Source organism: Pectobacterium carotovorum, assembly GCF_033898505.1.
GTDB classification, from domain to species: domain Bacteria; phylum Pseudomonadota; class Gammaproteobacteria; order Enterobacterales; family Enterobacteriaceae; genus Pectobacterium; species Pectobacterium carotovorum_J.
On the sequence record NZ_JAXAFK010000001.1, the window covers coordinates 2,111,231 to 2,123,115 of the forward strand.

Here is an 11,885-nt window from a genome sequence, read left to right on the forward strand (position 1 = left end):
CTTATAATGGAAAATGCGCGTTTGTTGCGACCATAAAAAAAGGGGCTTTCGCCCCTTTTTACCACTCCCCAACAACACATCAGTGGTTACGGATGTAGTCGTCCATATCGGTTTTCAGGTTGTCGGATTTAGTACCGAAAATGGCCTGAACGCCGGAACCTGCTACAACCACGCCCGCTGCGCCCAGTTTTTTCAGGCCAGCCTGATCAACTTTAGCCACATCACCTACGCTAACACGCAGACGGGTGATGCACGCATCCAGGTTAGTGATGTTTTCTTTACCACCAAACGCGCTAACCAGTGCAGCAGCCATTTCAGTGCTGTCCTGTGACGCTTGCTCGGAGGAGCTATCTTCACGGCCTGGCGTTTTCAAGTTCAGTTTCGCAATCAGAACACGGAAGATGGTGTAGTAAATCAGCGCATAGCACAGACCCACAATCGGGAACAGCCACAGGTTGCTACCGTTACCGCTCAGTACCACGAAGTCGATCAGACCGTGAGAGAAGCTCGTACCATCGCGCATACCCAGCAGGATACAGATTGGGAACGCCAGACCCGCCAGAATCGCATGGATCACATACAGGATCGGCGCAACAAACATGAATGAGAATTCAATCGGCTCAGTGATACCCGTCAGGAACGAGGTCAGCGCCGCAGAGATCATGATGCCGCCCACTTTCGCACGGTTTTCTGGCTTAGCTGAGTGCCAGATAGCAATCGCAGCAGCCGGCAGACCGTACATTTTAAACAGGAAGCCGCCGGACAGTTTACCCGCAGTCGGGTCACCAGCAATGTAACGAGGGATATCACCGTGGAAAACCTGACCCGCCGCATTGGTGAACTCACCAACCTGCATTTGGAAAGGTACGTTCCAGATATGGTGCAAACCAAACGGTACCAGAGAACGTTCAACGACCCCATAGATACCGAATGCCAACATCGGGTTCTCATTTGCTGCCCAATGTGAAAACGTTTGGATAGCGCTACCGACCGGTGGCCATATGAAAGACAACACCGCACCGGTAACAATCGCCGTCAGACCGGAAATAATCGGCACAAAACGTTTACCGGCAAAGAAGCCCAGATACTCAGGCAGTTGAATGCGGTAGAAGCGATTAAACATATACGCGGCAATCGCACCGGCAATGATCCCGCCCAGAACACCGGTATCCGCCAGGTGCTTCGCAGTAATCTCGGCAGCCGGTAGATTAAGAACCAGCGGCGCAATCGCAGCCATGGTTTTCACCATGATGCCATAAGCGACCACTGCCGCCAGTGCGGAAACACCGTCGTTATTGGTGAAGCCCAGAGCAACACCGATAGCAAAAATCAGCGGCATGTTGGCAAACACCGAGTCACCGGCCTGTGCCATGACGCTGGAGACAATTTCAGGCAACCAGCTAAAATTGGCCGAACCGACACCCAGCAGAATACCTGCAATAGGGAGTACGGATACGGGCAGCATTAGCGACTTACCTACTTTTTGCAGGTTTGCGAATGCATTCTTGAACATAATTGAGTGTGCTCCTGAGTAATAGTGCTTTTACTTCTGATACTTCATATATGCAAAGACGGGGAGGATGGCCTTTGCGAGTTGGGGTGTCTTAGCCCCCTTTAATTTTTACGCAGAGTAAAATAAATAGCGCCCACAATGTTTGATTGCTATCACGTTTCCACAAGCCAACAGGCTGAGATCGAACAGATATTGCACTTTTCTGTGATGTATCGCTGAAAAACACGTCCCCCTGAAGAGGAAAAACCTAATCAAGGGGATGATGAAGCGCTATTAATTACACGGATAAAAAAAACTCGGCTATTTTCAGCCACTATTGCGCAGCGGTCAACCGAGTCGGATCGATGTGAAACAGGCGGGAGAAGTTTTCTGTCGTGGCGGCCGCGAGGGTTTCCAGCGATGTGCCTTTCAGCACGGCAAGGTATTCCGCGACATCACGCACATACGCAGGCTGGTTTTCCTGACCTCGGAACGGGACAGGCGCGAGCCAAGGGGAATCCGTTTCAATCAGCATCCGATCCAGCGGCACATAACGTGCGACGTCACGCAGTTCCTCTGCATTACGGAACGTCACGATGCCAGAAAACGAGATGTAGAACCCCATATCCAGCAGCGCTTTTGCCGTCGCCAAATTTTCCGTAAAGCAGTGCAGAACACCGCTGCATTTCTCCGCCTGTTCCTCGCGCAGAATCGCCAACGTATCTTCACGGGCGGCACGGGTATGCACGATGACCGGTTTATTCAGGTCATTGCCAATACGAATATGTTCACGAAACGATTCTTGCTGCTGGGCTTTCGTCTCTTGCTGATAGAAATAATCCAGACCCGTTTCCCCCATCGCCACCACGCGGCTGGCGCTGGCTAACTCACGCAGCTCCGCATAGTCATAGGGGGCTTCCTGATTAAGCGGATGAACGCCGCAGGAAAACGCCACGTTATCGCGCTCGCCGATTAACTCTACCATGGCACGATAGCCAGGCAACGTAGTCGCCACCGCCAGCAGGAAGCCGACATCGCGACGTTTCGCTTTCTCCAGTACGTCGGAGACATCTTTATGCAATGACTGATAATCCAGACCGTCAAGATGACAGTGGGAATCCACTAACAACATGATATTTACTCGATAGTAATTAAATAGAAAAAGGGTGGCTGTCGCGCTTAACCGATGAAGCAAACGTGCGTTCCCCATCAAGCAGGCGTTCCGTCAGCAATAGCTCACGATTGACACCCGTGACGGTCAGCAATTTTTGTCGGCAGGCCAGCCACTGTTGCAGCTCATACTGCAAATGTGCGGCAGGCTCGCGCGCCAGACGCTCAACCAGTTCTATCTGATCCTGATTCACCCAATGCTCGCTCGCCCCCCGCTGCCATTTCATGGCATCCAACAGTAGCGCGGCCAGCCAGTGAATGCGGACATCTGCATCGTCATGATTCAGCGGCGAAATCATCGAAAGCTGATCCCGTGAAGTCAACGCGGCAGAAAATGCCTGACATAACCCAATACGCTGCTTCCACTGATCTGGCTGTAATAGCGCCTCGGCGGCTAGCGGCGCACCCGATTGCAATCTCAATGCCGTGCGCAATGCCTTGCTGTCATGACGATGGCGGGCATTCAGCCACAGCACGCTCTGCGTCTCACTCGGGACATCCAGATAGTGATACAGGCAGCGGCTGCGCAATGTTGCCAACAGCCGGGCCGGTTCACGGCAGCCAAATAAAAAGAAGGTATTCTGTGGCGGTTCTTCCAGCGTTTTCAGCAGTGCATTCGCAGCTGCTTCTGTCAGTTGCTCAGCGGCAGCCAGCCAGATCACTTTTGCGCCGCCTTGTCGAGAGTGTTGATACACTTTTTCCACGACATCACGCACCGGATCGACGCCCAGACTCTGCTTGCCTTTCTCCGGGCTTAACACATGCCAGTCTGGGTGTGTTCCCGCCGTCATCAGGTTGCAGGAATGGCACTGGCCGCAGCTTTTCATCCCATCAGGCCGCTGGCAAATCAGCCAACGGCTCAGCGCATAAATCAGCGATTCATCGCCCATGCCCGGCAACGCATGCAGTAACACCGCATGATGGCCCCTGCCCGCCTGATACTGACCGACGAGCTGCCGATAGGATGCATTCAGCCACGGATACCATTCCATCAGCACTGCTCCTGCGCGACAGGCGGTAAGCCTTGTTGCCGCAGCCACTGCTGTAGCGTTGCCTGAATATCCGCACTGACAGCGTCAATAGCTTGTGAAGCATCGATCGTCAGGATACTGTCGTCCTCCGCAGCCAGCTCCTGATAGCGGGCACGGGTACGTTCAAAGAAAGCCAGCGATTCCTGCTCAATTCGATCTAATTCGCCCCGCTGGCGCGCGCGCTGCAAACCAATAGCGGGCGGCAAATCAAGATAGAGCGTCAAGTCAGGACGAAAATCTCCCAGCACGGTATCGCGCAGTGAACGCAGCAGTTGCTGATCGATCCCACGTCCACCGCCCTGATAAGCCTGTGAAGAAAGATCGTGACGATCGCCAATAACCCATTGTCCGTTAGCCAACGCGGGCTTGATGACGTTATCCACCAGTTGAACTCTGGCAGCGTACAACATCAGGACTTCCGCTTTGTCGGTGACCTTCTCATCGGTCATACCTTGCTTGATAAGCTCACGTAGCTTCTCCGCCAGCGGCGTACCGCCAGGCTCTCGCGTGAACACTACCTCTTTCACGCCATGTGACCGCAGTGTTTCTACCACGATATTACGCGCGGTGGTCTTCCCCGCACCTTCCAACCCTTCAATGACGATAAATTTACTGTTCATCCCGTTCCTTTAACGCTGAGCGGTATACCCTCACAGCACGATTATGGTCTGCAAGGTTAGTGGTAAAACTGTGTCCGCCTTTTCCATCCGCCACAAAATACAAGTATGACGTTTTGGCTGGGTGTGCCGCCGCATCTAATGAGGCTTTTCCCGGCATCGCGATTGGCGTTGGCGGCAAGCCAGAAATAATATAGGTATTGTAAGGCGTCGGCGTGTCTAATGCTTTACGGGTTATCACGCCTTTATAGTCATCCCCCATGCCATAAATCACTGTGGGGTCGGTTTGCAAGCGCATGCCAAGCCGTAAGCGATTGATAAAAACGGAAGCAACCTGAGTACGTTCTTCATTGATGGCCGTTTCTTTTTCAATGATTGACGCCATCGTTAGCAATTCGTCTGGCGTCTTATACGGTAATCCGTCTTCGCGCCCTTTCCAGACCTCATCCACCGTTTTTTTCATGCGCTGATGCGCACGCTGCAACAGGGCGACATCACTCGTACCTGCCGTGTATGAATACGTATCAGGATAAAACCAGCCTTCCGGATTCGTCTTATCGTTGATTTCCAACTGAGTGGCAACGTCCTGTTCGGTTTTATCGGCCAGTGCATGCTTGATATAAGGTGCCTGTTGCAGCGTGACCAGCCACTCTTTCAAACGTGAGCCTTCAACAAAACGGATGGAAAATTGCGCTTCTTTGCCGCTGGACAATAATGCCAGCATCTCGCGGACGGTCATGCCCGAAGTAAAACGATACGTACCCGCTTTAAATTTTGCCAACTCAGGTTCGAGACGCAGCAACCAGGGAAAAAAGGCGCCATCAGTAATAATTTTCTGATCGAGCAGCAGTGTTTCCAGCCCTTCTCTTCCCGTGCCGGCCGGAAGCGTAAAAATCGTTTCCTTTTCGATAGCCAATGGAGAACCAGCAAAACGCTGCATTTTCTGCCACGCGACCAACAACATCAGAACAACGGCGGCGATAATCAGTAAACCAACTTTCTTTTTCTTCATAAATCAACCATCTACTAGCAGTCAAAACTCAGGAATTGATAAAGCTCTCGGGAGTGGTAACGCCAGACATGCGCCTGATTCACTGGGACTATCGGCATTAATGCATTACAGACCAGCACCTCATCCGCATCGGACAGTGTGGTCACAGGTTCACTGACGATCTGTAGCGCGAAATCAGTCTCTGCCAGCGAGGCGATGATATGCTGCCGAGCTACGCCATCCACACCAGACTGCGATACGTCCGGCGTATAGACGTGATTCCCTTTGCGCCAGAATAAATTAGCGGCACAGCATTCCACTAGCGCACCAGAAGTGTCAAGCACGAGGGTCTCATCGGCTGAAGTCTGGTCAAGATGCGCACGAATCAGCACTTGCTCAAGCCGATTCAGATGTTTTATGCCCGCCAACAGCGGGTTTTTAGCGAGCGCCACCGGGCTAAGATTCAGACTAATGCCCTGCTCACGCCAGTCGGCATAGTGCGCTGGATAGCCTACCTGCATGACGATTCGGGTTGGCTGCATACAGCCCTGAGGACTATAACCCCGCCCGCCAGCACCGCGCGTTAGCATCACTTTCACTACGCCGTCCGTCCGCCCCACTGCAGCCAGCTTCATTTCCGCAATCAGACTTTCCCAGTCAACCGTCGGAAATAACAAGCGTGTAGCAGCCTCTTGCAGGCGCGTGATATGTCGATCAAGCCAGACAACCTCGCCAGCGCTGATTCTGGCTGTCGTAAAACAGCCGTCGCCGTACTGCGTAGCCCGATCGAGCACCGAAAGCTGTTCCTGTAACTGGCCATTAATCCACAGCATAATAAGCTCCGCATCATTCATCATCGTCAGCTTGCCAGTAAAGCTGCGTTGCAGACAAGCAGGTGTATCTGATTTTATGCAGGCAAAAAAAAACCCGGAAACCGGGTTTTTTTAAGACGCTATCGCAATCAAACTTTACGGAAGATCAGAGAACCGTTGGTTCCGCCGAAGCCGAAAGAGTTGCACAATACATATTCCATATTGCTGACCTGACGCGCCTCATGCGGCACGAAATCCAGATCGCAGCCTTCATCTGGGTTATCCAGATTCAGCGTTGGCGGAACGGCTTGATCGCGCAGAGCAAGAATACTGAAGATAGACTCCACCGCGCCTGCCGCACCGAGCAAGTGACCCGTCATGGATTTTGTCGAGCTCACCAGCACATTGCTGGCGTTCTCACCAAATACGGATTTCACCGCCTGTGCTTCCGCTTTATCCCCCGCAGGCGTAGAGGTGCCATGCGCGTTGATATAGCCGATCTGGCTCGTTGATACACCCGCATCACGCAGGGCGTTTTCCATAGCCAGTGCTGCACCCGAACCGTTCTCTGGCGGAGACGTCATATGATACGCATCGCTGCTCATGCCAAATCCAACAACTTCTGCATAGATTTTCGCACCGCGCTTTTTCGCGTGTTCATACTCTTCCAGCACCATGATGCCAGCACCGTCACCCAGTACAAAACCATCACGATCTTTATCCCACGGACGGCTTGCCGCCTGAGGATCGTCATTGCGCGTAGACAACGCACGCGCAGCGCCGAATCCACCAACGCCTAATGGCGTACTGGCTTTTTCTGCGCCGCCGGCCAACATCACATCCGCATCGTTATAAGCAATGATACGAGCTGCCTGACCAATATTATGCACGCCAGACGTACAGGCCGTAGCAATAGAGATGCTCGGGCCACGCAGTCCGTACATGATAGTAAGATGTCCAGCCACCATATTGACGATGGTTGACGGCACGAAGAACGGACTGATTTTACGCGGGCCGCCGTTCACCAGCGCTGTGTGGTTCTCTTCAATAAGACCCAGACCGCCGATGCCGGAACCAATCGCCGCACCGATACGCGGCGCGTTCTCTTCCGTTACTTCCAAACCGGAATCCTGCATGGCCTGAACGCCAGCAGCAACACCGTATTGAATAAAGGCATCCATTTTGCGAGCTTCTTTACGCGAAATGAATTCCTCAGAATTAAAATCCTTTACTAAGCCAGCAAAACGCGTTGCATAGGCACTAGTATCGAAATGGTCGATCAGGCTGATACCACTCTGACCGGCAAGAAGAGCACTCCAGGTAGACTCAACTGTATTGCCGACAGGAGATAACATGCCCAGTCCGGTCACAACTACTCGACGCTTAGACACGCTTATCCTCCAGGGAGGGAAAAAAAGACACTGCGGGACAAAAAAACTTAGGCGGTCGAATGACCGCCTAGATATGTTCGCTTACTGCTGGTTAGCCTGAATGAAATCAATGGCTGCCTGAACAGTCGTGATTTTTTCAGCTTCTTCGTCTGGAATCTCAGTATCAAATTCTTCTTCCAGAGCCATTACCAGCTCAACAGTGTCAAGAGAATCAGCGCCGAGGTCATCAACGAAAGAAGCATTGTTTACGACTTCTTCCTGCTTAACACCAAGCTGTTCAACGATGATTTTCTTAACGCGTTCTTCGATAGTGCTCATACTCTTAAATTTCCTATCAAAACTCGCTTTCGCGATGGTTTTCGTAGTGTATAAAATGTTTGAAAAGATGCAACAAAATCTCGGCTGGTCGAACCACGATTTTGTGCTATTTTGCGGTTATCACCGCAAATAATGCAAATAGTTTTCGAGCTTTTTAGATCATATACATGCCGCCATTGACATGCAATGTTTCGCCAGTAATGTAAGCAGCTTCATCAGAGGCTAAAAATACAACAGCACTGGCGATTTCTTTAGCATCACCGAGTCGGTTAGCTGGAACCTGCGTCAAAATGCCTGCTCGCTGTTCTTCTGTCAATGCCTGAGTCATATCTGTTTCGATAAATCCAGGTGCGACGACGTTGACCGTAATACCACGAGAAGCCACTTCACGCGCGAGGGATTTGCTGAACCCAATCAGCCCCGCCTTCGCTGCCGCGTAGTTAGCTTGTCCTGCATTGCCCATCGTTCCCACAACGGAACCAATGGTAATGATACGGCCAAAACGTTTCTTCATCATGGCACGCATCACTGCTTTAGACATACGGAATACCGACGTCAAATTGGTATCCAGAATATCGTGCCATTCATCATCTTTCATACGCATCAGCAGGTTATCACGCGTGATACCCGCGTTATTGATAAGGATATCAACTTCCCCGAATTCCGCGCGAATTTCTGCCAATACGCTTTCTACTGATGCTGCATCAGCAACATTCAGCATATAACCTTTACCGTTCTCACCCAGCCAGCCGCTAATCGCTTCTGCACCTTTTTCGCTGGTTGCGGTACCAATGACTTTTGCCCCGCGGGCAACCAACGTCTCGGCGATGGCACGCCCTATACCACGGCTTGCACCGGTAACCAGTGCAATTTTCCCCTCAAAACTCATTGTCTTCTCCGTTCTTATTTCTCAATCGCCGCTGATAGAGAAGCAGGATCGTTCACCGCAGCTGCTGTCAGGGTATCGACGATTCGTTTGGTTAAGCCAGTCAATACTTTACCCGGCCCGACTTCTAACAGTGATTCAACGCCCTGAGAGGCCATAAACTCAACACAGTCTGTCCAGCGCACTGGGCAATAAAGCTGGCGTACCAGCGCATCGCGAATCGCTTCTGGTGTTGTTTCGATACTGGCATCAACATTATTGACAACCGGGATGACCGGAGCGTTAAACGTCACGGACTCCAGCGCAACAGCGAGTTTCTTCGCAGCTGGCTCCATCAACGCACAGTGTGACGGTACGCTGACAGGCAGCGGCAGTGCACGCTTCGCACCAGCTGCTTTACACGCTACACCAGCACGCTCAACGGCGTCCTTATTGCCCGCAATCACCACCTGACCCGGTGAGTTGAAGTTTACCGGAGAGACCACCTGCCCCTGCGCGGATTCTTCACACGCTTTGGCAATGGCGTCGTTATCAAGCCCGATAATGGCATACATCGCACCCGTTCCTTCCGGTACTGCTTCCTGCATCAGTTTGCCACGCAGTTCAACCAAACGGACAGCCTGTTGGAAATCCAGAACGCCAGCACAAACCAGTGCGGAATATTCACCAAGGCTATGACCAGACATCAGAGCAGGCGTTTTTCCTCCCTGCTGCTGCCAGACACGCCAGATAGCAACAGAAGCGGTCAGTAACGCAGGCTGCGTCTGCCAGGTCTTATTCAACTCTTCAGCCGGCCCTTGCTGAGTGAGCTGCCATAAGTCATAACCTAACGCTTCAGAAGCCTGAGCAAACGTTTCAGTGACGATGGCGTGTTCTGCCGCAAGTTCAGCCAACATACCTACCGTCTGCGATCCCTGACCGGGAAACACCATTGCAAATTGCGTCATATCACAATCCTGTTTAATTAAAAACGAACCAGCGCGGAGCCCCAGGTAAAACCGCCACCGAAGGCTTCAAGCAGCACCAGTTGCCCTGGTTTAATACGCCCATCGCGCACGGCTTCATCAAGCGCTGAAGGCACGGAGGCTGCGGAGGTATTACCATGACGATCCAGCGTCACAACCACCTTCTCCATCCCCATACCCAGCTTTTTCGCCGTGGCGCTGATGATTCGCAGGTTAGCCTGATGAGGCACCAGCCAGTCTAATTCACTTTTATCCAGTTGAGCCGCTTGCAGCGTTTCTTCAACGATATGTGCCAGTTCAGTCACGGCCACTTTAAAGACTTCGTTACCCGCCATCGTCAGGTAAGCAGGTGTATCCGCATGGTTACGATCCTGATGCGGCAGCGCCAGCAGTTCGCCATAGCGACCATCGGCATGCAGATGAGTAGAAAGAATACCCGGCTGCTCTGATGGCGTTAGCAGTACCGCGCCTGCACCATCACCGAATAAAATCAGCGTGCCGCGATCTTCGGGATCCAATGTCCGAGACAGCGTATCGGAACCGATCACCAGTGCGTATTTCACCGCACCATTTTTAATGTATTGATCGGCAACGCTCAGTGCATAGGTAAAACCGGCACAGGCAGCGGCCAGATCGAAGGCAATTGTATCTTTGATCCCTAACAGCTGCTGAATCTGGCAGGCAGAGCTCGGGAAAGCATGGCTTGATGATGTTGTAGCAACAATCAGAAGACCGACTTCAGAAGGATCGACATTTGCCATTTCCAGCGCTTTCTGCGCGGCACGGTATCCCATGGTCGCAACGTTCTCATCCGGCGCAGCAATTCGGCGCTCACGGATTCCAGTACGTGTGACGATCCATTCGTCCGTCGTTTCAACCATCTTTTCTAAATCAGCGTTCGTCCTGATTTGTTCAGGCAGGTAGCTGCCCGTTCCGATTATTTTTGTATACATGTACGCTTAGTCACTCTTGGGTAATACCGCTTCTAGACGGGCGGCAATCCGGTCGGGAAGCTGCCGCCGTACCGTCTGCATTGCCTGTTCAATAGCAACCGCAAACGCTCTCTGGTTTGCTGCACCATGGCTTTTGATTACAGTTCCCCGCAATCCTAGCAGGCATGCGCCATTATATTGATCGGGGTTCAAATGACCGAAGCGCTTTGATAAGCGCTTTTGTAACAAACGTCCCAGCCATTTCAACCACCAGGACCGTTTTTGTTTTTGCCCGGAGCCTGAGGCTGGCGATTTCAGCAGTGACAGGAACATCCTTACCACGCCTTCCACCGTTTTCAGTGTGACATTACCCACAAAGCCGTCACAGACCATCACATCCGTTTTCCCAGTCAGCAAATCGTTGCCTTCCAGATAACCGATATAATTTATTGATGGTGCCTCTTTTAGCTGTGCCGCTGCTTCACGGATAGTGCTCAGCCCTTTGCTTTCTTCTTCACCAATATTCAACAACGCGACCCGAGGGTTCTTCAGTTCCAGCACTTCTTCTGCCATCACTGACCCCATCACGGCAAATTGAACCAGCATCGTGCTATCGCAATCAACGTTCGCCCCCAGATCCAACACGACTGTCTTTCCGTGCTGCTGGTGAGGTAAAACCGATACCAATGCAGGTCGTTCAATACCGTCAAGTGGCTTAATCAGGAGCTTAGCCAGCCCCATAAGCGCACCCGTGTTGCCTGCGCTCACACAGGCCTGTGCCCTGCCGTCTTTAATCAACTCAAGTGCTATACGCATTGAGGTACCACGGCTCGCACGAATAGCCTGCGACGGCCTCGCATCACTAGCAATAACCGACTCCGCCGGAACAACTTCTAAGCGGGAAAGTAAATCAGAATCGACTTTGGCAAGTAATGGTGTAATCGCAGCAGGATCGCCGACTAATAACAAATTGAGAGCTGGATTAGAAGCCAGTGCCTGCAATGCAGCAGGCACTGTTACGCAGGGACCAAAATCCCCGCCCATCGCATCTAACGCCAGAGTTAGGCGTGTCAAGGTATTGCCTTGCAAATAATTCGCAAGAATTACTTAGCAATGACCTTGCGACCGCGGTAGTAACCATCCGCAGTGATGTGGTGACGCAGGTGAGTTTCGCCAGAAACTTTATCTACGGATACAGAAGAGGTAGTCAGCGCATCGTGTGAACGACGCATACCACGTTTGGAACGGCTAGGTTTGTTTTGTTGTACGGCCATGGACCT

The 11,885-nt window shown here is 52.0% G+C and carries 13 protein-coding genes; all 13 read right to left on the reverse strand.

Annotated elements, in window-relative coordinates:
* Positions 1 to 79 precede the first annotated feature (79 nt).
* The 13 genes from ptsG to rpmF all read right to left on the reverse strand — a co-directional run bounded on the left by ptsG (position 80) and on the right by rpmF (position 11,879).
* The gene (gene ptsG, locus R9X49_RS09350; RefSeq protein WP_015840705.1) at positions 80 to 1,513 is read right to left on the reverse strand and encodes a PTS glucose transporter subunit IIBC; all 1,434 of its coding nucleotides are present in this window, start codon (positions 1,511 to 1,513) and stop codon (positions 80 to 82) included.
* Between the two features lie 313 nt (positions 1,514 to 1,826).
* The gene (locus tag R9X49_RS09355) at positions 1,827 to 2,624 is read right to left on the reverse strand and encodes a metal-dependent hydrolase (RefSeq protein ID WP_319848117.1); all 798 of its coding nucleotides are present in this window, start codon (positions 2,622 to 2,624) and stop codon (positions 1,827 to 1,829) included.
* 19 nt (positions 2,625 to 2,643) lie between these two features.
* The gene (holB, locus tag R9X49_RS09360; RefSeq protein WP_319848119.1) at positions 2,644 to 3,654 is read right to left on the reverse strand and encodes a DNA polymerase III subunit delta'; all 1,011 of its coding nucleotides are present in this window, start codon (positions 3,652 to 3,654) and stop codon (positions 2,644 to 2,646) included.
* A complete protein-coding gene (gene tmk / locus R9X49_RS09365; protein ID WP_319848121.1) occupies positions 3,654 to 4,313 on the reverse strand; it encodes a dTMP kinase in 660 nt (219 codons plus the stop codon). The genes holB and tmk overlap by 1 nt, the downstream gene beginning before the upstream one ends.
* Entirely contained in the window at positions 4,303 to 5,322 is a 1,020-nt protein-coding gene (gene mltG, locus R9X49_RS09370) for an endolytic transglycosylase MltG (protein ID WP_319848123.1), read from the reverse strand. Before mltG ends, tmk begins: the two co-directional genes overlap by 11 nt.
* A 14-nt stretch (positions 5,323 to 5,336) precedes the next feature.
* The gene (pabC, locus tag R9X49_RS09375; RefSeq protein WP_319848125.1) at positions 5,337 to 6,134 is read right to left on the reverse strand and encodes an aminodeoxychorismate lyase; all 798 of its coding nucleotides are present in this window, start codon (positions 6,132 to 6,134) and stop codon (positions 5,337 to 5,339) included.
* 128 nt (positions 6,135 to 6,262) lie between these two features.
* Positions 6,263 to 7,504, reverse strand: coding sequence for a beta-ketoacyl-ACP synthase II (fabF, locus tag R9X49_RS09380; protein WP_319848126.1), 1,242 nt, complete (start codon positions 7,502 to 7,504; stop codon positions 6,263 to 6,265).
* 81 nt (positions 7,505 to 7,585) lie between these two features.
* Entirely contained in the window at positions 7,586 to 7,822 is a 237-nt protein-coding gene (acpP, locus tag R9X49_RS09385) for an acyl carrier protein (protein ID WP_005970506.1), read from the reverse strand.
* Between the two features lie 154 nt (positions 7,823 to 7,976).
* Positions 7,977 to 8,711 (reverse strand): 3-oxoacyl-ACP reductase FabG, encoded by a 735-nt coding sequence (fabG, locus tag R9X49_RS09390; protein ID WP_319848128.1) that lies wholly within the window; start codon positions 8,709 to 8,711, stop codon positions 7,977 to 7,979.
* Between the two features lie 14 nt (positions 8,712 to 8,725).
* Positions 8,726 to 9,655: an ACP S-malonyltransferase gene (gene fabD / locus R9X49_RS09395; protein WP_319848129.1), complete on the reverse strand. Its 930-nt coding sequence runs from the start codon at positions 9,653 to 9,655 to the stop codon at positions 8,726 to 8,728.
* Between the two features lie 17 nt (positions 9,656 to 9,672).
* The gene (locus tag R9X49_RS09400; RefSeq protein WP_319848130.1) at positions 9,673 to 10,626 is read right to left on the reverse strand and encodes a beta-ketoacyl-ACP synthase III; all 954 of its coding nucleotides are present in this window, start codon (positions 10,624 to 10,626) and stop codon (positions 9,673 to 9,675) included.
* A gap of 6 nt (positions 10,627 to 10,632) precedes the next feature.
* Complete coding sequence (plsX, locus tag R9X49_RS09405; RefSeq protein WP_319848131.1) at positions 10,633 to 11,679, reverse strand: phosphate acyltransferase PlsX; 1,047 nt, start codon at positions 11,677 to 11,679, stop codon at positions 10,633 to 10,635.
* Positions 11,680 to 11,708: 29 nt separating this feature from the next.
* On the reverse strand, positions 11,709 to 11,879 hold the full coding sequence (gene rpmF / locus R9X49_RS09410) for a 50S ribosomal protein L32 (RefSeq protein ID WP_011093369.1): 171 nt from the start codon (positions 11,877 to 11,879) through the stop codon (positions 11,709 to 11,711).
* Positions 11,880 to 11,885: the final 6 nt, after the last annotated feature.

Excerpts from the sequence above, each read along its gene's own strand:
- holB (WP_319848119.1), bottom strand. The coding sequence starts at position 3,654 with ATGGAATGGTATCCGTGGCTGAATGCATCCTATCGGCAGCTCGTCGGT.
- ptsG (WP_015840705.1), bottom strand. The coding sequence starts at position 1,513 with ATGTTCAAGAATGCATTCGCAAACCTGCAAAAAGTAGGTAAGTCGCTA.
- tmk (WP_319848121.1), bottom strand. The coding sequence starts at position 4,313 with ATGAACAGTAAATTTATCGTCATTGAAGGGTTGGAAGGTGCGGGGAAG.
- mltG (WP_319848123.1), bottom strand. The coding sequence starts at position 5,322 with ATGAAGAAAAAGAAAGTTGGTTTACTGATTATCGCCGCCGTTGTTCTG.
- R9X49_RS09355 (WP_319848117.1), bottom strand. The coding sequence starts at position 2,624 with ATGTTGTTAGTGGATTCCCACTGTCATCTTGACGGTCTGGATTATCAG.
- R9X49_RS09400 (WP_319848130.1), bottom strand. The coding sequence starts at position 10,626 with ATGTATACAAAAATAATCGGAACGGGCAGCTACCTGCCTGAACAAATC.
- rpmF (WP_011093369.1), bottom strand. The coding sequence starts at position 11,879 with ATGGCCGTACAACAAAACAAACCTAGCCGTTCCAAACGTGGTATGCGT.
- fabD (WP_319848129.1), bottom strand. The coding sequence starts at position 9,655 with ATGACGCAATTTGCAATGGTGTTTCCCGGTCAGGGATCGCAGACGGTA.
- acpP (WP_005970506.1), bottom strand. The coding sequence starts at position 7,822 with ATGAGCACTATCGAAGAACGCGTTAAGAAAATCATCGTTGAACAGCTT.
- fabG (WP_319848128.1), bottom strand. The coding sequence starts at position 8,711 with ATGAGTTTTGAGGGGAAAATTGCACTGGTTACCGGTGCAAGCCGTGGT.
- pabC (WP_319848125.1), bottom strand. The coding sequence starts at position 6,134 with ATGCTGTGGATTAATGGCCAGTTACAGGAACAGCTTTCGGTGCTCGAT.